The sequence below is a fragment of the Paenibacillus sp. FSL H8-0260 genome (assembly GCF_045040625.1).
GTDB classification, from domain to species: domain Bacteria; phylum Bacillota; class Bacilli; order Paenibacillales; family Paenibacillaceae; genus Paenibacillus_AQ; species Paenibacillus_AQ odorifer.
This window is the reverse complement of the sequence record NZ_CP150298.1, coordinates 2,518,283-2,540,024: the sequence shown is the minus strand read 5'-3', so window position 1 is coordinate 2,540,024 and position 21,742 is coordinate 2,518,283. Positions and strand designations below refer to the sequence as shown.

Sequence of the window (21,742 nt, the reverse complement as noted above, 5' to 3'; positions counted from 1 at the left end):
ATGCAAATAAAAGGCTATCCAGAGCATTCTGGGCAGCCTTTATTTATGTGGATACAGCCCAAAATAATTAAAAATATTGACAATTAACTTCGTTGCATATATGGTTAATTACATAACTAACTAACCAATGAAGTTGGCGGTGAATACATGGGAAACTTAATGGATGATACACGACCGATTTTTATGCAGATCGCCGAACGAATAGAAAATGACATCATCGAAGAAACACTGCTGGAGGAGTCACAAGTTCCTTCGACAAATCAGTTTGCTGTTTTCTACCAGATCAATCCGGCTACGGCTGCGAAAGGTGTGAATTTGCTTGTGGATCAAGGGATATTGTACAAAAAACGAGGAATCGGTATGTTTGTAGCTTCTGGAGCGCGTGCAGTATTGATGGAGAAGAGAAAAGAACAATTTTATGAACAGTATGTAGTAACCATGATCCGTGAAGCTGAAAAATTAGGAATTACGTTGGATCAATTAACAATTATGATTCAGAGGGGAGACAACAAGTCATGAATGAAGTTGTTGAAATCAAAGGATTGACTAAGTCATACGGAAATGTCACTGCCATCCATGAACTCAGTTTTTCTTTGGAGAAAAACAAGATATACGGGCTTCTCGGCAGAAACGGTGCAGGAAAAACCACAATAATGCATATGATCACAGCTCAGCTTTTCCCCACAAGTGGTGTCCTGAACGTATTTGGTGAACATCCATACGAGAATAACCGGGTTCTCAGGCAGATTTGCTTCATTAAGGAAAGCCAAAGGTATCCGGACACGTACCGAATCATCGATGTACTGGAGGTATCCGAATTATTTTTTCCAAACTTTGATCGGGAATATGCTCACTCTTTAATCAAGGATTTCAATCTGCCATTAAAAAGAAGAATAAAAAAGCTATCCCGAGGTATGCTCTCGGCTGTAGGAATTGTAGTAGGTCTAGCCAGCCGTGCTCCGCTTACCATTTTTGACGAACCCTATTTAGGACTTGATGCTGTAGCTAGAAGCCTGTTTTACGATCGCCTAATTGAAGATTATGCTGAAAATCCACGCACAGTTGTTTTGTCCACCCATTTGATCGATGAGGTAAGTCAGCTTTTAGAGCATGTTATCGTCATCGACAACGGCAAGCTAATTATTAACGAAGATGCTGAAGCCCTTCGCGGGCAAGCTGTTACGGTAATCGGCGCGACAGCGAAGATCGAAGATTTTATCGCCGGCAAACAAGTCATTTCCCGCGAGTCTTTTGGCGGATTGCTTACGGCCACCATTATCGGTTTCAACCCGAAAGATCAAGTACATGCTGAAAAGTTAGGCTTAGAAATCTCACCTGTATCTTTACAGCAATTAATCGTTCATCTCACAAATAAAAAATCTCTAGGAAAGGATGTGACCGTGTAATGAATCCTACGGCAGGCATGATAAAAATGCATTTCAGAGATAAGTGGTTATGGTTGTATATGCCTTGGGTAATCTTGTTATCCAGCTTCTTGGTAAATGTCATCGTCGCTTCTTTCATCCAAGAACCAATCTATACCGGCGGTCTCGTCTCCATCTTCATTTATATGTTAATCACCGGTATACTCATTTTGGTGCAGACCTTCCCTTTTGCTCTGGGCTTAAGCCAACGCAGAACGGATTATTTCATAGGCACTTCCTTAATGGCTATTATAACTAGCGCCACCTACTCAATTCTCCTCTACCTGCTCGCAATCATTGAAAGCAAGCTCACGGGTGGCTGGGGTTTGGAACTACATTATTTTCATTTGCCCTTTTTAAATGATGGTAATGCCATAGAACAGCTGTGGATGTATTTTGTGCTCTTTCTTAATATGTTTTTTCTGGGGCTAATGATATCCAGTATCTTCCGGAGATTTGGCCGAAGCGGTTTGTTCATTTTCTCAGGGGCTATGTTTATCCTGTGCAGTCTCGGTGTATTATTAATGACCTATAATCAGTGGTGGGTAGACCTCTTCAACTGGTTTGCTGGATATACCGCATTTGAACTTGCTTTGTGGTCCATGCCTTTGACAGTTGTGTACGCTCTTTTATCGTTTTTGATGCTGCGTAGAGCAACAGTGTAATTCATTATCCTGTAAAAAAACAGGTGTGTCCCAAAAGCCATGCCGGGTGCACCTGTTTTCTTTCGTGTCTTAGACTTTGATCTAGACAACAAACTTTATTGGATTCGAGCATAGTTGCGCGTGCGATGGTGCTATCGGACCCAGCTGATCTTATTTGTGGCTTTAGAGCACATTTGGATTCCTATCGGACCCCCCCACAGTCGCTATTGGCATAAAAAATGCCTTATTCGTTCCTTTTTCCATGTAATAGCTGCACTGGGGTCCGATGCTACGCTTAAAAGGTGATAAATGCGCAAATAGCTTCATCTGAGTCCTTTAGCCTCAGGTGATGATGATGACTCCGCGGGGCGAGTAACGTAGAAGCAAAACACTAATTAGTCTTTCCCCAATCTGCGCGTGGAAAGACGCTATAGGACTCCGCTGATCTTATTCGTGGCTTTAGAGCACATTTGGTTTTCTATCGGACCCAGCTGATCTTATTCGTGGCTTTAGAGCACATTTGGATTCCTATCGGACCCCACAGTCGCTATTGGCATAAAAAACGCCAATTGTGATCCTTTTTCCATGCAATAGCTGCACTGGGGTCCGATACTACGCTCAAAAGGTGATAAATGAGCAAATAGCTTCATCCGGGTCCGTTAGCATCAGGTGATGATGATGACTACACAGGGCAGTAACGTAGAAGCAAAACACTAATTAGTATTTCCCCAATCTGCGCGTGGAAAGACGCTATCGGACTCCGCGGACCTTATTCGCAGCTTAGAGCACATTTGGATTCTATCGGACCCGCTGACCTTATTCGTGGCTTAGAGCACATTTGGTTTTCTATCGGACCCAGCTGATCTTATTCGTGGCTTTAGAGCACATTTGGATTCCTATCGGACTAACTAACCTTGTTCGCAGCTTTAGAGTACATTTGGATTCTATCGGGCCAACTGACCTTATTTGTAGCATTAGAGCACTTTGAATTCTTGTCGGACCCCATTGACCTTATTCGCAGCTTTAAAGCAGATTTGGATTCCTATCGGACCCTACAGTCACTATTGGCATAAAAAACGCCAATTGTGATCCTTTTTCCATGCAATAGCTGCACTGGGGTCCGATACTACGCTCAAAAGGCGATAAATGAGCAAATAGCTTCATCTGGGTCCGTTAGCCTCAGGTGATGGTTCTTAAGGATACCTCCCTCTTTCGCACTACCGTCTGCTGAAAAACATAAAAAAAGGATTATAAACCTGCTACTAGAGCAGTTCTATAATCCTTTTAGCTATGCGGTCAAGAGGACTCGAACCTCCACGATATTGCTACCACTGGCACCTGAAGCCAGCGCGTCTGCCAATTCCGCCATGACCGCGTATTATAATGACTCGCTTATTGCGGTCACAAGATAGATCATACCACGCTAAGAATCCAACGTCAATATATTTTCGCCGTTTTCTTATCATTCATTAATTTATGGATAATTATTGCTTTTGTTGCCGAATATAAGGTATAATGAGAACAAAAGTTCGCATAATATAAATGAGGTGATTTATAATGGCGACTACAAAGCTAAACACATCCATTATTGATGAAGAAGTAACTAAAGAAGAACTGTCCCTGGTCAGAAGCTATTTGCTGCTAACGTTTATTCATAAAGTTTTCGAACGTGACTGCCGTGTAATCAGTAGAAGCGGCCTGTTTAAGACCCCTCAGCTATATATGGAGCTCGTATCTGGTGCCACTAAGAAGACGTCACTAATGCTTCAAGAGGTTACGCGCGAGCTGAGCTCCCATGATTTGAAGATTACTACCGTTCGCCAAGATCAGCGAGGAGTCGAAGCCTTATATTCCTGCAGAGGATTTCAAGGAGAGATGAATATATTATGGCCAGGCTTCCGTAGAGAAATGATGCTGCGCATGCGCGCGTATCTTGGACTGTCCACAGAACTCTCCATACTCTCCAGAGAAGAGAATGCGTCTGAACTAGCTCTAACTATATAATCCCAAATGATATTACAGAAACAGCTCCCGCCCAGTAGGGCGAGGAGCTGTTTTGTATTATGAAGATGATTACTGCGAAAATTATTACTGTGAAGATTATATATTATCCGGATCTTGTCTTGGTTCACTAAATGGCTGGAATATATAATTGCGATCCAGCTTCACTACTCGTCTATTCTGACGACGTATCATCACCTGAGAATCATCCCAAGCAAGAACTATCCCTTTTACATCGTTACTTTCCAAGCCATCACGCACTACACGAATTTTCTCACCGGAAATCCGGTAGGCATCCAATTGCTCATCGCTAATCATCATTAATCCCTCCTGTCATAGCTTGTCCTATTTAGTCTCAGAAAAAAGACCCAAATGATAAATCATCTGGGTCTCATGTAGGCAATTAACGACTTGCATGTCTACTAAAGCATTCTTATATCAGCGCTTCATTCTTCTCAAACCAGAAGTCAAGAACTTTAGCGGACATCACACGGTGCTCCAGATACTCCACTTGGTTAGTTGTGAATTTCTCCCTCCACGGGAAGGATAACTCTTCGCACAAACCTTTGATTGTCAGAAGCTCTGACCAGGCTACATAGCGTTTGTACCAAAAAAACTGAGGATGTTCAATCATATAGGGATACAGATCGTCGAATTCCGTGTGTTTGCAATCCAGCGCACGCTCGAAATGATCCTTGGCCTCGGTTAATTTATCAATAAAAAATTGTTCAGTCACCGGTTCTTTCCCCATTGTGACGCCTCCTCCCTATGTCTAATTTTTATTATAAAGGAAAATCCATAGGGTGAAAAGCAGTTGTTTAAAAAATAGGCCTGTTCTTATTGCCAATTAGGTTATTCCCCAAATTCGATGGTGCCTCCATTTAGAGAGGTAATTCTTACGAGTGACTCCAGACGAATGCCTTGCTCTCTGATCGTCCGAGCCCCTGCCTGAAAGCTTTTTTCTACTACAACACCAAGACCAACTAGCTCAGCGCCAGAACGTTGAATGATCTTAATCAATCCACGCGCTGCATCACCATTGGCAATAATATCATCAATAAAGAGGATTTTATCCTCTGGAGAGATGAACTGGCGAGACAGCATAATATCTGTAACAATACCTTTTGTAAAAGACGGAACTCTTTCGCAAAGCGCATCCGGATCAGCTAACAGTGTTTTTTTGCGGCGTGCAAAAACTAGCGGCACCTTTAATTCATACGCGGTGGCAAATGCCACGGCAATGCCCGAGGATTCTACGGTCACAATACGTGTAATTCCTGAGTCCGCAAACCTCCCGGCAAACTCCCGTCCCATTTCCATCGTAAGCTGTGGATCAACCTGATGATTTAGCAGTGCATCCAGCTTCAGCACCTCATCCGAAACGACGACACCTTCTTCCAAAATCCGCTGTTTCAACACTTCCATGACTTTGAACCTCCAATACCCTTTATAATCGCAGACATTCCGTACAAATTAATCACTGATCATAAAGCAATTACGACGGAAGTCATGTCCTACTGATCCTCATCATAACCTGTACTATACAGAGTACACAAGGTTATCCTGCATAGCACTCATTATGATTTTTCTTTAGCTTCGTAAAACTATTAGGAGGGGAGCCATGAAATCACATGTCCGAACATTACAGATCGCTTTCACTTATATTGGCACCATTGTAGGAGCCGGATTCGCCACCGGGCAGGAAATATTAAAATTCTTCACACGTTACGGGCACTGGGCAGTCCTGACCATCCTGCTCTCAACTATATTGTTCATATGGCTGGGTACAAAAATGATGGTCATTGCTCGGCGAATAGAAGCGGAATCCTATGAGGACTTTAACCGTCACCTCTTCGGGGAACAGGTCGGAAGCACCATCAGTTTGTTCACGATGGTCGTCCTGATCGGAGTAAACAGTATTATGCTTGCAGGGGCCGGCGCTATTTTTCAGGAGCATCTCGGACTTCATTATCAGACTGGACTAATTATCACATTGCTTGGTTCATACTTTCTGCTAAAACGAGGAATTTCCGGTATTCTGCAAATGAACAGTATTGTAGTTCCTTTAATGCTTACTCTGTCACTTATCATTATTTTTAATACTTTTCAAATTCCGGGAGCTGGACGGTTCCTGTTCCTTGATAACGATCGCTCTCTCTTTGGGGCATGGATGTCACCGCTGCTCTACACCGCCTTTAATTTAGGGATGGCACAAGCTGTTTTAGTCCCTATGGCTCGTCACACAGAGGAAGAAAAATCCCTTGTATGGGGCGGTATTATTGGGGGTACCGGGATTGGTTTTATGTTGATTGCCGCACATTTCGCAATGAGCTCACAGATGCCAGGGATTCTCAAGTTTGAAATTCCGATGGGCAGCATCGCCGTCCGGTTGGGTACTGTAGTGCAAACTATATATCTGCTGCTGATCTTTTTGGAGATCTTCAGCACTTTTGTCGCCGATATTTATGGAGTAGCTGTACAGCTTAAGCAACGGCTTCCCCTATCAACCGCATTGATTACACCACTACTGATGTTGATCTGCTATTTACTGAGCCAGTTCGGCTTTAGTTCACTGCTCTCCGTGTTCTACCCAATCTTCGGAGGTTTATCACTGGTCTGGGCTGTCAAACTGCTACGAACACCATGGTCCTCTCCACCAGGTAGTAATACTTCATCGAACTCAAAGGAGAAGGGGAACAGTATCGTATCCGTAAAACCAATCACCCGAACTACACGGAAATAACCGCTGCTGTAGGAATCATACGTGCTGCCGCTTCCGCCACATGCTTGTGACAGGTCATCATCACAATCTGGCGGGAGATCGACAGTTCTCCAAGAAGTCCAAGTGCAGCATGAAGACGAGACTCATCAAAGTTAACGAAGAGATCATCGAATAACAGCGGCAGCGATACTTGCCGTGACATGGTCTCTGCCAATGCCAGCCGGATGGCAAGATACAGCTGTTCTGCCGTCCCTCGGCTGAGCAGTCCGCTGTCTAGTAATCTCCCATTCTTGTGTTCAGCTTTCAGCTCTTTATGCCCTAGTGTCATAACAACCCTTTTATATTCCCCTTCTGTCAGCTTGGAGAAATAATCTGAGGCAAGCAGTAATACCTGTGGCTGCTTCTCCTGCTCATACACACGGCGAGTTCGCCCGATTAGTTCGGCAGTTATCGCTGCCACTGCGTATTTATCAGCCACGATCCGCAAGGCTGCTCTCTGCTCTTCCAGTTGCTGAATAACAGAATCCTCCACGCAGCGCTCCTTCAAATACTCCCTTTCCTGAAGCAGCTTACCTCGTTGCTCCAGCAGGCTGTTCCAACCCTCTTCCTGCCGTTCCATTAACTCTTCAGCCAATGACCGCTCCAGCTGCAATGCTTCCGCATCATGATGATTTAATAATTCCAGCAGAGCAGTAACCCGTTCTTCCTCCCAACCACCGAACATAGCAAGCTCCCACTGGCGAATCGATTTATTCAGATCACTGCGCCGCTGCACAGCTGCCGACCTGCGTAAGAAATCCTCTCCACCAGTCGCCCCGCCTTCCTGTATCAGAAGCTCACGCTGTTCTCTCAGCTCACCTAATATCCTGTGGCTCTCCTTGAGTTCTTCATCCACATCCTGCAATCTTGACTGCATAGTTTCCCGGCGAATCAAGTCCTTTTTCAGATCATCCCATGCTCTTTTTCGCAGTTCCAGCCAGCTTAGTAAGGTTAATGCAGATACTCGTTTCCCCTCTTGCGGATCTATTTCAAAGCCAGCTGCCGCTACACCAGACTCGTCGCCAAGATCAGCACCCGACTCATAAATAAGAGCGAGCAGCTCCTCCTCAAACACGTTACATTCTGCTTCCAGCTCCTTCAATCGTAAGGAGAGTTTATTCTCTTGGCGCAGCAGCTCATTCCCTTGTTCAACCATAGCAAAAATATCCGGCAGCCCTTCAGGAGATAATCCTTCAGGCAACCTGCGTTGGCGAAGCCATTCTTCATATTGCTCAGCAGTTTCCGTGAATGCCGCCTCCGCCCGGTGCATTTCTTCAGCGAGCAGCTTCTCTTGGCCTGCCAGCGTCTCCAGCTCCGTGCGGCAGGCATCACGCTCGGCGGCATAGCGTTCGATGCGCTGCCGCCAAGCTGACCAAGCCTCCATGAGCCTGCGAAGCTCCCTCATGGAGGCCTCCAGCCCGCCTGCGTCAGGGCTGGACCCCGGGGCGGCCGTCCGCCGCCCCGGCACAACGCTCTCCGGCTCCGCCCCGGAGAGCAGCTGCCCCGCAGCCGCAGCATCTCGGCTGCGGCTGCGCTGACGTCCCCGCCATGCTCTGGCGGGGACGCTTCCGGCCGGCGCGCTCCGCGCAAGCCGGCCCAAAGGGCGAGATCGGCCGCGCCCAGCAGGCCGATCGCAAGCACGGCGCTGGCCGGCGGAGCACCGGTCAGCCACAACACTGTGGGCAGCAGCACAGTTAGTGCTGCCCCAGCCCACAGCAGGCGCCGGTAGAGCGCGGCCATGCGCTTCGCGCCAAGGCCGTCACTTCCGGCGCCGCGCGCTGGCCCTTCGCTGAGCTGCGCTTCGCGCCAGCGTTCGGCCGCCTGCTGCAGCTCGTCCCACAGCTGCAGCACTTCACGGGCGCTGCGCGGAGCCAGCTGCGCAAAAGCTTCCGCGCCGGTAGCGTGCTCACGCGCCAGCGCCCGTTCTGCTGCTTGGAGCGACGCTGAGGCAGCGGCCAAACGGGAGCGCAACGACTGCCGCGTTGCACCCTCCGCCTCCATGCGGCGGTCATAACTAGCGAACGCCGCCGCAAACTTCCGTGCAGCTTCACGATCCGCCGCTGTCCCAGAGAACGAAGTCAGCTCTGCAGGGCCCCAGCTCACATCAATGCCGCGCAGAATTCGCCGCAAATGCTCATTCAGCGCCGTTAATTCTCCCTCAAGCCGCTGTCTTTCCGTTCTACGGTTCTCGTAACTGCTCCGATGCCGGTCCAGCCGCTCTAAAACAGGCCCCTGCGCTGCTAATACTTCATCTGGAGGGTTCTTTGCCAGTTCAATAGTAAGCTCGCTTAGAAGACGTTCATAACGTACTACTGATCCCTGTGCATTCCGAATTTCTCCTTCAAACGCCTGAAAGCGAGTTGCTCCTTCTTCAGGAAAGGCTGAAATCAATGGCAATCCTTGCAGCTCTAGCTGAGCCTCGCTCCACTTTAACCACAGCTCACGGACTTCCTGTGCTTTTCGAAACATCACTAGCTGCTCTCCAGTGAGCTTGCGCTGTTGCTCCAATTCATCTAGCTCCGACTCCGTTACCCTCAATGCTACTATATTATCGTTATATCGCGGAAGATAAGAACGGCTCTCAACCATTTGTCGCTCAAGCTTTTCTATGGCTTGCACAACTTTTGCTGCTTCTTGCAGCTTGCCACGAGGTTTGTACAGCTTCTCAGCTTCCTGCACCAAACGGCGTTCCGCACGCATGATTGCACCGCCACCGCCCATACCTGCATGAAAAAGAAAGCTGCTCATCTCCTCAGATTGAAGGGCAGCAAGCTCCTGCAGCTCGTCCAGTGAAACTGCGAACAATTGCTGGAACATACTCCTAGAGATCCCCCCAAGTAAATGTCGTTCCATTTCAGCTTGTCCCAGCTCTTGAGTCGTTTCATTTGGATGATTTACTGTAATGTTCAGCTTTTCATTTCTTCCTGATCCCTCAGCACCTGAAGCAAAACGGCGAATGGTCCACAAACCATCATTACTGTCACGTATCTTCAAGGTTCCCCCATGCAATCCGCCTTGCATAGGTTCATACCTTTCCAAGGGATTTCCACGGCTTGGAATTCCAAACAGCATAGAGCGTATGAATTGCAGTGTCGTACTTTTTCCTGCTTCATTACGCCCATAAAGTACGGTCACTCCCTGCGTTAAATGAATCTCTCGATTGTGAAGACGCCCGAAGCCATTGATATGCAAATGTTCAATTCTCATCGTTTTGCCCTCCGGCTTGTTGATACGAAAGACTTTCCGCCGCTTCAACAGTATCATCCATCCCGCCAAGCATCGTGATTCCCTGCTCTGCTGAACCACGTAGCCAGCTCAACTTCTCTTCTTGACTAGTCATAGACAACAGCTTTCGCAGCTCCTGATTCTCCAATAGCGGTTTAAGCGCACTATTTAATAGTTCTTCGAGCGCTTCCGGGGAATGTTCCGTATGCTCTGCAATGCGCAGCATTTCTCCAAGAAAACTATCCTCTTCCAATAAGCGTTGGCGATCAATAGCTAAACCGGACTCTATAGCGAACCCTTCCGTCCAGACAAGCCCTTTGTAATCTTTACGCTCAGCCCTAATCGCCTCACGGCGCTGGAGTTCAGACAGCAAATCCTCTGCTGCCCCTTTTTCAGCCAATACTTTATGTACGTCCCCTCGCCCAATCAGACGAAATCTGACCACCGACATGAGCTCCGGGAGCTCCGCGCGGATGTCTTCAATAACCTGCTCCACTTTCTGTATCCATTCTGCTTCATTGCTTAATCCTTCTATAGATAAGTCTCTAACCTGCCAGCGGACGAAATCCAGTTCATGAAATTGCAGAGTGGATCTTCCAGCCTCATCTACATCCACAATATAACAACCTTTAGCTCCGGTTTCCTTAATGCTGCGCCCTTGTATATTGCCTGGATATACAATCACAGGCTTCTCATGCAGTACACTACGTTTATGAATATGTCCAAGCGCCCAATAATCAAACCCCCGTTCGATAAGGTCCCTGCGACTGCAAGGAGAATAGGTCTCATGCAGCAAATCACCGTCTACATTGCCATGCAGCATCGCAATATGAAACAGGCGGCTGCCAGGTTTACGAGAAAAGGTTACAGCTGTGTTGTTCGTCACTTTCGCCGTTGGATAAGAGATTCCACTAACGATGGCAACTTCTTGGCCATCTATACGGCGGCAAGCTGTAGCGTGATCTGGCTTCTCTCCGCCAAATACGGTAACATGCTTTGGCATTTCCGTTGTCAGACGCAGTCCGTCAAGCGGATCGTGGTTGCCATGAATCAGGAACACGTGAATCCCGTGCTCACCGAGTTCTTTGAGCGCTTCCTGAAATCGCAGCTGTCCCTGTAATGATGCATCTGAAACATCATACACATCTCCACTAATGACAATAAAATCAACATTCTCTTGGATCGCAACGCGGACAAGCCGCCCGAGGGCGGCAAAGGTAGACTCACGTAAATAAGCACGAATGGCTGGCGAAATATGCGCCAGCCCGGCAAAACGGCTATCCAGATGTAAATCAGCAGTATGCAGAAAGCGAAATGGAATCATAGGTGCTCACCCTTTCGTTCCTGAAGGATACTGTAAATAGGTTTTTTTAAGTTCATTAGCAACTCGTGTCAACGAATATAGGCTTTTGGCTTTATCCCATGCGGAACGTGAAAGCTCATAACGATAAGCCGGATCAGATATCACCTTCTCTAATGCGTCAGCAAGAGCAATCTCATCGTCAGGACTGACCAATAAACCATTCACACCATCTTCAATCTGCTCCGGTATTCCGCCCACATTTGTCCCCACTAAAGCCAGGCAGCTAAGTGCCGCTTCCGCAAACACTGAACCGAACGCCTCCGCCCGAGAGGGCAATACGAAAATATCAAAGAATGGCATGAATTCTTCAGGGTGCAGCGTATATCCGTAAAAGATCGTTTCATTATAGATCCCTAAATGTTGGGCCATCTTTTCCAGATCTGCACGTGAAGGACCGTCGCCAATAATATGCAGTACATACTCATGGCCGCGATTTTTAAGCTCCGCGCAAGCGTTGAGTAATATATCTATTCCTTTGGCCGGAACCAGACGTGTCACGGTCACTAGCTGCGGAATAGCGTTATCATGCGGAACAGGCTTAAATCTTTTTTCATCAAAACCATTCGGTATAACACCTATATTAGAAGGATCAATAATATAAGGGGCCACATACTCTGCAAAAGATCGCGACACCGTCATTAATCGATCACTAACATGCTCAAGTTCACGATAAAGTGAGACTAGAAAACGATGCTCCAAGCCATCCTCGGAAATCGCTCCATTTAGAATCAATTCCCGCTCGTAACTGGAATGCAGGGTATGAATTAACGGAGTATCAGGGAACACTTTTTTCATCGCTAAGCCAGCAATCGGATGATGAGAATGAATAAGATCATAAGGCTTACTCATCCGCAGTTTTGTCCACCATAAATAATCACGATAGGTCTGAATATATTTCTGAACGATCGGACTTTCTCCATACTGCGTCCAATCAAACGTCTCGAATATTACTTCCTCATGCCCCTTATTGCGAATCCGCTTAGGCAGCCAAAACAAATCCATCTCCCAACGGCTTGAACGGAATCTTTCCTGAAGATAAGGGATCATAGATGATACACCACCGGGTTGCTCCGGCGGGAAGAAGAGCGCTTGCAGCAAATTCATATGGTACATCCCCTTTACAATTGCCCTGTGTACTGTAAGACTTGGCAATTATGATATAGTTGAATATATGTAGAATTTCAGGTACGATTACGTTCCCCATACCTTGATTTTATCGGTATAAACATGAAACAGCAACTAAGAAAAAGGAGAATGATCTATGAAGGAAGAACAGCTGCCTGCCTCTTACACCGCATCTATTAAAGAAATGCTGGGGCAAGAGGCAGATGCTTTTCTAGAAAGTTATTCAGCGCCACGAACTCAAGGACTGCGCTTTAATCCGCTAAAAAGCACCTCAGCCATAGGCCAAGTTGCGGTGGACCGTACAGTCCCACAATTTATTTTGAAGCCTATCCCATGGTGCCAGGGCGGTTTTTATTATGATGAGCCCGCTCGACCAGGCAGACATCCTTACCATGCCGCTGGACTATATTATATTCAGGAGCCTTCCGCAATGTCCGCAGCTGAACTGCTGGCACCTGAACCCGGTGAAACCGTCCTCGATCTTGCAGCAGCCCCTGGAGGTAAAACTACGCATATCGCTGGTTTAATGCAGGGACAAGGCCTCTTAATCTCTAATGAAATCCATCCGGAACGCGCAAAAATTCTAGCAGAGAACGTTGAACGTCTGGGCATTAAGAATACCCTCGTAACCTGTGCAACACCAGAACAGCTATCTGCGCGTTTCCCGCAAGCTTTTGACCGAATTATGCTGGATGCTCCTTGTTCTGGAGAAGGCATGTTCCGAAAAGATCCAAAAGCCATTCAAGAATGGTCTCCTGCTCATGTAGTTATGTGCGCAGCGAGACAATGGGATATCCTGCAAGACGCCTACATTATGCTTAAACCAGGGGGTACTTTAGCTTACTCTACCTGCACCTTTAACCGTCAAGAGAATGAAGAAACCATTGCTCGATTGACGGCTAGTTACCCCGATATGGAACTACTCACCTGCAAACGCCTTTGGCCGCATTTAGAAAAGGGCGAAGGTCACTTTGTTGCACTCCTGCGTAAGCAAATTGACACTGTATCCGTGAATGACGATGCCAACCGCAACGCCAAAAAACGCCGAAGCAAAAACAACCCAAAAACTAATTCTTCTATACGTGATGCCTACCAGCTTTTTCAAGACTGGGCTGCGGTAGAACTGCCTGGTCTTTCATGCCAAGGTGTACCCCTGCTCTTCGGCGAATCTCTTTATTTGCTGCCAGAGTCCTTTAATGGCAACCTCCATACCGGGCTGCTGGACGGACTGCGTATTCCACGAGCTGGACTACATATTGCCCATTTGAAGAAAAATCGGATTGAACCTGCTCATGCATTAGCTATGGCACTTCAGCCCCTACAAGCATCACGAAGCTTTGATCTCAGCAGTGAGGGCCCGGAAATACATGCTTGGCTCCGCGGTGAAAGCCTGCCTGTCCCCAGCGAATTACATGGATGGACACTTGTAACTTTAGATGGTTTGCCAATTAGTTGGGGCAAGGCGAGTTTAGGCCAGCTTAAAAATCATCTCCCTAAAGGATTACGTATCCTAAAAGCCCATATTGACGAGCAATAGGCCATAGACCAGTGCAACAGGCCCTCTTCGGCATATGATGTCATTATCTCAGAAAGCTGCGACACCAGTCACAGCAATTGAGAAGAAGACATAAGTTGAGGAGGAATAAATCATGGGTGAATTTCAAGGAGGAGCTTTCACTTCGACCGGAGCGATTTTGGTACTTTTCATCTTGCTGGTCATCATTTCCCGTTCGTTGTTTGTTTAAAACCTTCCCGGCTTAATTAGCTGGTGAAACGAAGCGGCTGTGTCGTCCTTTTTTGGGGCGGTGCGGCCGCTTTATTTCTTTCCGACATAACATCTCCATTTGTTATTCTCGTGAATATTTACCGTCTGAAAGCCCGATTTCCGTAATAACTGCTCCATCTCTTCGTTCTTAGTGAATTGCTTCATATGATAATTGATTTTATAGATCTCAGAAATAATAACAAATGTACCGCCTGCTATCAGCACCCTAAATGCTTCACTTATATCTTGTTCGAGGTCCGGCCAGAAATAATGCGTCTGAATCGCTGTGATCGTCCCAAAAAATCCATCGTTGTACGGTAACGCCGACACATCTCCCTGACTAATCCTCACGCTACCAGCGGCAACAGCCTTCTTGTTTTTTTGAATAGATGTCTCTACAGCTTGTTGTGAGTAATCTATGCCGTAAATTTCATGTTGTTTATTTTGTTTTGCTAACGTATGTATAGTTTGACCGCCACCACAGCCTATGTCCAGGATAGGAGCGCCACTCTTAATTTCTATTTTTCTAAGCCCCCATGTTGTGATGCTGGTATGTGCCTGATTCATGATTTTGATCATGATATTTCCTACGAACCCTCTAGGATTCTTGGCTTGCTCAATCAGCGCATTCAATAAACCCATATTTGTACCTCCCAATCAATTGGCCTTACCAGCAGCCTGATCCCTTGATATATGTTCCGTTAGATTTTCTGCTGTAACTGCCCACTTATCTGCTTGATACTCTATTTTATGAATACTAGTATATGAAGTCGGGAAATGAGCATTCTTATTCGTCCACGTTAGCCCTTTTAAAATATGGTATATAACATTAATTACGCCACCATGAGTGACCATAATTACATTTTCATTTGGATCAGTACTCTCCAGTTCATTACATAGTTTTGAGAAACTTGAACTTATTCGCGTAAAAAATTCCTGAGGACTTTCTCCTCCTGGAAATCTTTCATCCATTCTTAAAGCCGAGAAATAAAGACCCGGGTATCGTTCATTTGCGATTTCATGGGGCATTCCAGCGATTACACCATTGTTCGTTTCTCTCCAATACTGGCTGCTTTCAACAGGCAAATTAAGCTCTCTGGCGATCTCATTTGCTGTATCTAACGCACGTTGCAAATCACTACAAAGAATACGGGTTATGTTAAAGTTAGATTGATTTTCCTTAAGATAATATCCAAGACGTTCGGCTTGTCTATATCCCTCTACTACAAGTCCACGTTGACTCCAACCCCCACGAAAGCCTTCTTCATCTATTCCATGCCTTATAAAATATATAGCCATCGATTGTATACCTCCTGAACAAGATTGTTATACATTTGCATTAAACTTCGAAAACGCTTGTTTTTTAAGTTGATCCCAATTGGACGTTGCGATGTTTGCTTGTTGCTTCAAAATATCAAAAGAATCAAACAAAGCTGCTATTTCGCTGAAAGAACCGTCCACTAATTTCATAAACGGTAATTTATGAATTATTGTCAGACCATAATATACAGCCTGCTTGTGCTTTCGAACAAAGTTAACTTGCCCTGCTGGAGTGACAGTATAACCTAATTGCTCCATGATTTGAAACCCCTCATCCATTACTGAAATGGCTTGTTTTAATAGCTTCTTATCTTTGGATACCTTTTTCAAATCCCCGTCATGCAGATAACTAAGGGAGTTCAAAGCCACTATAGGCACGATATGACTTTTGAGCCAAGCATCCATATCCTCATGATAAGTTAGCTTATACTTAACATTTTTAAACGCATCATCCAGTACAGGCTTTATTGGAATCTCACCGTCTAAACTGCCAAGTACCATTTGCCCTCCTGCGTGTATTTTGATAACGCGACCGCTCGTTTCCCGAATTCCTGCACTAAGCTGAAATCCGAAGAGTATATTTTTCCTCACATTGCTCATTTCCTGTAGATCCTTTTGCATGCCAGGAGCATCGCCATTGTTCCCCACAAGAATTATATTCTGACTCTGATTCTCAGCTAGAATAGGTAACACAGATGGAAAATCATTATATTTCATAACAACAAAAATAAGATCATAGAGATCATCGGATCGAAGCGTAGAGATGACCTTTACTGTATCCACAGTGTTTTTAATTTGAAAATAATGGCGAAGCACAAGTCCGTCTTTCGTCAATTGCTCTGCTCGCTTTCCTCTGGCAAGCATGGTGACATCATTTCCCCCACGCACTAGAACATGTGCAAGATAGCTGCCTAATACTCCCGCTCCAAAAACTAAAACTCTCATATTTAACTCCTCTATCCCTTTTTAGACATTTGTTGAATTTTGATCAACTGTTCGATAAAATCAGATTATCACATCTCCGGTAGGGTTCAATCGTTAGTTTGATCGATTTTGTTGATTTTTCAACAGAATACAATACATTGTTTAATAAAAAGGGAGTCTTACCATGGACAGAAGAATTAAAAAAAACCAAACAGCCATCATGAATGCATTAATTCAACTGATGGCTGAAAAAGATTTTGAAAAAATAACGATCAACGAAATCGCAGAGCGCGCTGATGTAAACCGCGGAACGATTTATTCCCATTATGCGGATAAATACGATCTGATGGATAAATGTCTGGAGGCTCAGCTCCGGCAACTAATCGAAAGCTGCTCCGCAGTGGAGGATGAAACCGAACCTAATCCCTCGAAGGCGTCATTGCTCCGCACGCTGGAACAATTGGAGGAGAATGCTCTCTTTTATAAGACTTTATTAAGAAACAAAGCTTTACTCTCCTTTAGAAACCAATTACAAGAAATGATAAATGAGCAGATTAAGGTACAATTTTTAGAAAACAATTTTAACCTGGATGAGCTGAGTAAAGATATATCTGTGCAATTTTTGAGTTCGGCGACTGTCGGAGTAATTGAATGGTGGTTTACTCATAGTAATCCTTGCTCTGCAAAAGAGATCACTGAAAAGTTATGGTCCATGCTCGATCTAAATCTGCAGATGATCCGTTCTCAAGCTTGAATATGCTCTCCCGTATCCATCTCATAAATGGAGCTGATGATTTTTTCAATGGGAATCTCCTTAATAGATATATCAAGGATCTCTACCTTTTCGCTAAGAATATGCAGAAACTCGCCCATTTTACATTGCTCGGTATCGATCAGCAGCTCCACTTCGTAATCCGATATTCTTTCCGATATCAGAGTCCCAGGCAGATCAATATCTCCAATAGTTGTGGCGGCTGAAAGCCTAACTACTTTTTTGGCGCCCAGATGCAGTCGAAGTTCAGAAAACTTGTCGTCATATACTTTTTTCCCTTGATGAATTATAAGTACTCTTTGAACCAAACGCTCTACATCTTCCAAGTCATGTGTTGTCAGAATAAATGTGGTGCCTTCCTGATTCATTTGCTTAATGAATTCTCTGATTCTTTGTTTAGCTATCACATCCAGCCCGATCGTCGGCTCATCCAAAAAAACCACAGGTGGTGAATGAAGCATCGCCATAATAAACTCGCATTTCATTCGTTCTCCCAGGGAAAGGGTGCGTGTGGGTTTAGTGATAATATCGCCAATCTCAAACATGTTTACAAATCGGTCTAGTCTTGTACGAAAGTCGTTCGTAGGAATATCATAGATTTCCTTGTTCATATAAAAGCTATCCAAAGGGGGTATGTCCCATATTAACTGCGATTTCTGTCCGAACAATACCCCTATTTGTTTTACATATTGATTTTTCTGCTTATGAGGGTTGTACCCTAGAACATTTATTTCGCCCGAGGTAGGATAAAGGACGCCTGTCAGCATTTTAATAGTCGTAGATTTCCCCGCACCGTTTGGACCCAGAATGCCAATGATTTCTCCTTTTCCAACACTGAACGAAAGATCTTCTACAGAGGTAATGATCGATTTTTCACGGTGAAACAGACTTTTAAATACACTTTTTGCATCTTGTCCACGGTGATAGGTTTCATATTGCTTGGTTAAGTTCTTGACGGTAATAATGTCCAAGTGAAATTCTCCTTCTTAGAGCTAAACTAATCTTTTATCCTCCGGCGCTTTTGTAACTGCGAAGCATGTATGTATAGAGCCAAATTCCGAAGGCAGCAAATAACACACAAGGGATAATCGCTATAAAAAAATAGGGTTCCCATCGGCCAATCAGTGTAGATGCTGGAAAGTAAGCAATCATGGAAACCGGAAACAGAAAAGAACTCACGGCTACGACTGCTTTAGGAAAAATCGTCCCTGGATAACGTCCAAAAGACTTAATGCTCTCAAACATCTCCGGCAAGCGGGAATTCGCTACCCATTTGAAGGAAATCGCTGCCACAATAAGCGCCACGCCGAACATAACAAGCAGCCCTGCGCCAAACAACAACAGGAACAATAACCAAGAGCCGATGGTCATCCCATCGATTCCGCTAAGTGCGTATACGAACATGATTACTCCTCCGCCTAAAAGCCCGATACTTTCGAACTCAAAAGATCTGGCCAACAGCAGAAAAAGGCTCGAGGTCGGTTTAATTAATACCACTTCCAAAGTCCCTTCTACAACATGAGACATCGTATTCCACATAATTCCGTTAAAAAAAATCCCGGCACAAGCCGTAGACAGAATAAAAACGGATTGAATCAACAGCGCCTCTTTAAAGGTCCAACCTGCAAATGAAGCATTCGAATTATAAATGAATACCGTTACTAGAGGAAACAGCACATTCCCTATGAGCATGATAAGACTATTAAGAATAAAATTAACACGATAAGTGATAGCAGAAGCAATATTCGCCTTCATGCAGGTTTTATATATTTGATACATACGTTTCATGCGCCCACCCCCGTAAAATGCTTAAGCGACACCGCATACAGCACCCGGCAGACAACTCCGGCAATAATTACCGCTATGAGCTGCAGCAATAACACTTGAGGAATAGGTAAGGTTATATCCGCTAAAGTATAGCTACCTGTATAGACCATTGCAGGAAGAAAGGCCGTATATTGAAAGGGTAAGAAAAAGGACGCCATTTGTAAGGATTTTGGGAAAAATACTAATGGAATCAGCGATCCTGAAAATATCCCTTCGCAAAGATTAAAAAAATTACGAATACTAGAGGATTGCACCATCCAAAAGGCGACCATTCCAATACTATAATGAATGAAAAAATTCATCATAAACGCCATAGCTATCGAAAGAATCGCGTATAGTAAATTTGCGGGTAAGACATCAATATGAAAAATAAAGAAAAAGATCATAAAGCAGGGTAAAAATTCAAATAAAAGCCCAAGTACCCTATGCCCTGCCTTCTGAGACAAAGCAAAGAACATATGATTTAGCGGTCTTAACGAAAACGTAATGAATTTCCCGGTGCGAATAAGCATTTGTAAATTCCAATCGGCAAAATCCATCGTCAAATAGTTGATCAACATCGTAGCACAAAAATAGGAAAGCATTTGGGAGAGTGACATCCCGTTGATATAAGATTCCCCGCTATAAACAGCGCTCCATATATAATACTGCACTAAAAAGTACACTGGGCCTACAAAAATAGAAACCATCGAATGCGTCCTGTACGCACTCCATTCCTTATAAGTAACAAAAGCAACCGCCCTCATAATGCGAAAGCGGTGCTTTATCATCTCAAACATAAGTCACATCCTGCCTATCTATAGATATCACATAAAAAAAGTCTTTTTCTTATTCGAGTCCGGACCAGATCACATTGTGGGTGCCAAATACCGCTCTACCGTCCCATACCCCTTTGTGAAAAGGAAGATACCAAACGGCAATCAGCTTTTCAACCGGGTCAACGAATAAGGCACACGCCCCAGCCCCTTCGTGAAAAAAAGTGCCTTCAGAGTAAGAAGTACTCACATTATAGCGAAGGTCTGGTCCCAGTCCGTATGGTCGATCTGCTCCTGCATCTCCCCATGCATAGTTTGGGATTTTCTCAGAATTAAACCGCTTGGTCATTCTTTGTACCGCCATACGGCTTAAGATATGACTCCCTTCGTATTGCCCTTGATTAAGCAGCATAATTCCGAACTTTTGCAGATCAGCAACTGTGGAATATAACCCACCACCAGTTTCGGGAACGTTGATTTCTTCCTCAGACCTTTGTCCCGCATCCGTAATTTCCCCGTTTTGCAGCTTCTGAAGATATTCCTTAGCCCTTTCCGAACGAATGGCGATCCTACCAGCTTTTTCTGCTGGTATATCAAAGAAGGTATCTTTCATGCCTAACGGTTTTACAATGTGGTCCATTATGTATTTTTCTGCAAAAACACCCGTTATTTTCTCGATAATTGCACCCAAGATCGCGTATCCAAACGATGAATACATCCATTGAGTCCCTACCGGAAAATGAATCCCTTTAGATAGACCGGCTTTAATCCAGTTTTCTTTTCCAAGCTCTGATTCAAAAATATACCACCATGCACTTTTATAGTAAGTATCACTTATAGTGCCAGGATCGGGAGCGATGCCAGAGGTATGAGTCAGTAAATGTGCAATGGTAATCGGCTTAAAAGGATCGGCATCAAACTCTGGAAGAATAGAACTCACAGGCTGCCCCATAAAAATCTTACCATCATCCGCAAGCTGCCAAATCGCTGTCGCCGTAAATAGCTTCGTAATTGAAGCAACACGAAAAATTGTATCCGTTTTCATTTTCTGGGTGATTTCTTCTTCGTAACTGAAACGACCTCCGGCAGCACTAGCAAAGATTTTCCCGTAACGACTAAGAGAATAAATATAACCATCGACTACTTTTTTATCACAGAGATCCTCATAAAAATGATTAACTACCTCTAAACGGTCCTCCCTGTAATTCACTTCGTTCAGCTTGCTAAGCTCTGTGGATGATAACATTATTCGCACTCCCCCTTATTATTCAATAAAATACATGATGCATAAATATCTTGCAATAAAACCCAAATAATTGAAAGGGTGATTTTACATATAACTATTTTATACTGCTCCAATAATTCTGTAACAGCAATGCTGTAATCTCGTTAACGGTTTGTCGTTAGAGATTTAACTAGTGCCATTCCACTAACCAGACCAAATACTATTCCATCATGTATGGTTGCGAATTTGAATATCTCCATATTCGAAATGTTAAAATACATTACTAAAGTTGGATACATAAGCAGAAGAAAACTTGGAAGAAACACAATAAACAACAGAAGCCAATTAACAACAAAAGCTTTAGGTAATCCTTCTAATAACGCCAGATAGATCCCATAGACAAACGGAACAATAGCCGTGATCCATACAGTATTTTCTAATTGATAGTTCTTTTGTGCCTCTTCAGTGTAATGGCTAATTAGCGAGTTTCCATAATGTAATAAGAGCGCCCCCACTATGATCCAGACAAGATAATATAAAATTTTTGAATTCCGCATCTTCATGAAATCACTCCATTTCTTTTTATATAGTTCATTAGAATTAGAATGTCT

Annotated in this window: 23 protein-coding genes and 1 tRNA gene; 8 read left to right on the top strand and 16 right to left on the bottom strand. The window is 44.5% G+C overall.

Annotated elements, in window-relative coordinates:
* Positions 1 to 147: 147 nt before the first annotated feature.
* The 3 genes from MHI51_RS11130 to MHI51_RS11120 are packed head-to-tail and all read left to right on the top strand — an operon-like array spanning position 148 to position 2,089.
* Positions 148 to 519 carry a GntR family transcriptional regulator gene (locus MHI51_RS11130; RefSeq protein ID WP_036689422.1) on the top strand — a complete coding sequence of 124 codons (372 nt, stop codon included), beginning with the start codon at positions 148 to 150 and terminating at the stop codon, positions 517 to 519.
* Positions 516 to 1,406, top strand: coding sequence for an ABC transporter ATP-binding protein (locus MHI51_RS11125; RefSeq protein WP_076277472.1), 891 nt, complete (start codon positions 516 to 518; stop codon positions 1,404 to 1,406). The genes MHI51_RS11130 and MHI51_RS11125 overlap by 4 nt, the downstream gene beginning before the upstream one ends.
* Positions 1,406 to 2,089 (top strand): hypothetical protein, encoded by a 684-nt coding sequence (locus tag MHI51_RS11120; protein ID WP_076277473.1) that lies wholly within the window; start codon positions 1,406 to 1,408, stop codon positions 2,087 to 2,089. The genes MHI51_RS11125 and MHI51_RS11120 overlap by 1 nt, the downstream gene beginning before the upstream one ends.
* Before the next feature lie 1,270 nt (positions 2,090 to 3,359).
* Here the strand turns inward: MHI51_RS11120 and MHI51_RS11115 are convergent.
* Positions 3,360 to 3,443: transfer RNA gene (locus tag MHI51_RS11115), tRNA-Leu, on the bottom strand.
* Between the two features lie 182 nt (positions 3,444 to 3,625).
* Between MHI51_RS11115 and MHI51_RS11110 the strand changes: the two genes are divergently transcribed.
* Positions 3,626 to 4,072, top strand: a complete 447-nt coding sequence (locus tag MHI51_RS11110) for a hypothetical protein (protein ID WP_051491615.1) — start codon at positions 3,626 to 3,628, stop codon at positions 4,070 to 4,072.
* 96 nt (positions 4,073 to 4,168) lie between these two features.
* On the opposite strand, the gene MHI51_RS11105 is transcribed toward MHI51_RS11110, so the two are convergent.
* The 3 genes from MHI51_RS11105 to MHI51_RS11095 all read right to left on the bottom strand — a co-directional run bounded on the left by MHI51_RS11105 (position 4,169) and on the right by MHI51_RS11095 (position 5,494).
* Positions 4,169 to 4,387 carry a hypothetical protein gene (locus MHI51_RS11105; protein WP_076186635.1) on the bottom strand — a complete coding sequence of 73 codons (219 nt, stop codon included), beginning with the start codon at positions 4,385 to 4,387 and terminating at the stop codon, positions 4,169 to 4,171.
* 115 nt (positions 4,388 to 4,502) lie between these two features.
* On the bottom strand, positions 4,503 to 4,820 hold the full coding sequence (locus MHI51_RS11100) for a hypothetical protein (protein ID WP_405173867.1): 318 nt from the start codon (positions 4,818 to 4,820) through the stop codon (positions 4,503 to 4,505).
* 101 nt (positions 4,821 to 4,921) lie between these two features.
* A complete protein-coding gene (locus tag MHI51_RS11095) occupies positions 4,922 to 5,494 on the bottom strand; it encodes a xanthine phosphoribosyltransferase (protein WP_038569895.1) in 573 nt (190 codons plus the stop codon).
* 196 nt (positions 5,495 to 5,690) lie between these two features.
* Between MHI51_RS11095 and MHI51_RS11090 the strand changes: the two genes are divergently transcribed.
* Positions 5,691 to 6,812: a hypothetical protein gene (locus MHI51_RS11090; protein WP_076220631.1), complete on the top strand. Its 1,122-nt coding sequence runs from the start codon at positions 5,691 to 5,693 to the stop codon at positions 6,810 to 6,812.
* On the opposite strand, the gene MHI51_RS11085 is transcribed toward MHI51_RS11090, so the two are convergent.
* The 4 genes from MHI51_RS11085 to MHI51_RS11070 are packed head-to-tail and all read right to left on the bottom strand — an operon-like array spanning position 6,799 to position 12,522.
* Positions 6,799 to 8,235: an ATP-binding protein gene (locus tag MHI51_RS11085; protein WP_405173866.1), complete on the bottom strand. Its 1,437-nt coding sequence runs from the start codon at positions 8,233 to 8,235 to the stop codon at positions 6,799 to 6,801. The genes MHI51_RS11090 and MHI51_RS11085 overlap by 14 nt on opposite strands.
* Entirely contained in the window at positions 8,232 to 10,037 is a 1,806-nt protein-coding gene (locus tag MHI51_RS11080) for an AAA family ATPase (RefSeq protein WP_405173865.1), read from the bottom strand. The genes MHI51_RS11085 and MHI51_RS11080 overlap by 4 nt, the downstream gene beginning before the upstream one ends.
* The gene (locus MHI51_RS11075) at positions 10,027 to 11,379 is read right to left on the bottom strand and encodes a DNA repair exonuclease (RefSeq protein WP_076218090.1); all 1,353 of its coding nucleotides are present in this window, start codon (positions 11,377 to 11,379) and stop codon (positions 10,027 to 10,029) included. Before MHI51_RS11075 ends, MHI51_RS11080 begins: the two co-directional genes overlap by 11 nt.
* A gap of 6 nt (positions 11,380 to 11,385) precedes the next feature.
* Entirely contained in the window at positions 11,386 to 12,522 is a 1,137-nt protein-coding gene (locus tag MHI51_RS11070) for a glycosyltransferase family 4 protein (protein ID WP_076191391.1), read from the bottom strand.
* A gap of 157 nt (positions 12,523 to 12,679) precedes the next feature.
* On the opposite strand from MHI51_RS11070, the gene MHI51_RS11065 reads away from it, so the two are divergent.
* Together MHI51_RS11065 and MHI51_RS11060 are read left to right on the top strand one after the other, a co-directional pair.
* The gene (locus tag MHI51_RS11065) at positions 12,680 to 14,080 is read left to right on the top strand and encodes an RsmF rRNA methyltransferase first C-terminal domain-containing protein (protein ID WP_405173864.1); all 1,401 of its coding nucleotides are present in this window, start codon (positions 12,680 to 12,682) and stop codon (positions 14,078 to 14,080) included.
* A gap of 112 nt (positions 14,081 to 14,192) precedes the next feature.
* Entirely contained in the window at positions 14,193 to 14,288 is a 96-nt protein-coding gene (locus tag MHI51_RS11060; protein WP_081383126.1) for a sporulation protein YjcZ, read from the top strand.
* A 71-nt stretch (positions 14,289 to 14,359) separates the two neighbouring features.
* Here the strand turns inward: MHI51_RS11060 and MHI51_RS11055 are convergent, their stop codons facing one another.
* From MHI51_RS11055 to MHI51_RS11045, 3 genes are read right to left on the bottom strand one after another with little or no spacing between them, the layout of a single operon-like run.
* The gene (locus MHI51_RS11055) at positions 14,360 to 14,950 is read right to left on the bottom strand and encodes a class I SAM-dependent methyltransferase (RefSeq protein WP_076218088.1); all 591 of its coding nucleotides are present in this window, start codon (positions 14,948 to 14,950) and stop codon (positions 14,360 to 14,362) included.
* Between the two features lie 15 nt (positions 14,951 to 14,965).
* The gene (locus tag MHI51_RS11050; protein ID WP_076218087.1) at positions 14,966 to 15,607 is read right to left on the bottom strand and encodes a histidine phosphatase family protein; all 642 of its coding nucleotides are present in this window, start codon (positions 15,605 to 15,607) and stop codon (positions 14,966 to 14,968) included.
* Positions 15,608 to 15,634: 27 nt separating this feature from the next.
* Positions 15,635 to 16,573: a ketopantoate reductase family protein gene (locus MHI51_RS11045; RefSeq protein WP_076218086.1), complete on the bottom strand. Its 939-nt coding sequence runs from the start codon at positions 16,571 to 16,573 to the stop codon at positions 15,635 to 15,637.
* A 163-nt stretch (positions 16,574 to 16,736) separates the two neighbouring features.
* Between MHI51_RS11045 and MHI51_RS11040 the strand changes: the two genes are divergently transcribed.
* Positions 16,737 to 17,306 (top strand): TetR/AcrR family transcriptional regulator, encoded by a 570-nt coding sequence (locus MHI51_RS11040; RefSeq protein WP_076186653.1) that lies wholly within the window; start codon positions 16,737 to 16,739, stop codon positions 17,304 to 17,306.
* On the opposite strand, the gene MHI51_RS11035 is transcribed toward MHI51_RS11040, so the two are convergent.
* The 5 genes from MHI51_RS11035 to MHI51_RS11015 all read right to left on the bottom strand — a co-directional run bounded on the left by MHI51_RS11035 (position 17,297) and on the right by MHI51_RS11015 (position 21,694).
* On the bottom strand, positions 17,297 to 18,295 hold the full coding sequence (locus tag MHI51_RS11035; RefSeq protein WP_248549246.1) for an ATP-binding cassette domain-containing protein: 999 nt from the start codon (positions 18,293 to 18,295) through the stop codon (positions 17,297 to 17,299). The genes MHI51_RS11040 and MHI51_RS11035 overlap by 10 nt on opposite strands.
* Before the next feature lie 34 nt (positions 18,296 to 18,329).
* Entirely contained in the window at positions 18,330 to 19,112 is a 783-nt protein-coding gene (locus tag MHI51_RS11030; protein ID WP_036689373.1) for an ABC transporter permease, read from the bottom strand.
* Positions 19,109 to 19,930: an ABC-2 family transporter protein gene (locus MHI51_RS11025; RefSeq protein WP_076191374.1), complete on the bottom strand. Its 822-nt coding sequence runs from the start codon at positions 19,928 to 19,930 to the stop codon at positions 19,109 to 19,111. The genes MHI51_RS11030 and MHI51_RS11025 overlap by 4 nt, the downstream gene beginning before the upstream one ends.
* A gap of 49 nt (positions 19,931 to 19,979) precedes the next feature.
* Positions 19,980 to 21,152, bottom strand: coding sequence for a serine hydrolase domain-containing protein (locus tag MHI51_RS11020; protein ID WP_405173863.1), 1,173 nt, complete (start codon positions 21,150 to 21,152; stop codon positions 19,980 to 19,982).
* 143 nt (positions 21,153 to 21,295) lie between these two features.
* Positions 21,296 to 21,694, bottom strand: a complete 399-nt coding sequence (locus MHI51_RS11015) for a hypothetical protein (protein ID WP_076218084.1) — start codon at positions 21,692 to 21,694, stop codon at positions 21,296 to 21,298.
* Positions 21,695 to 21,742 lie beyond the last annotated feature (48 nt).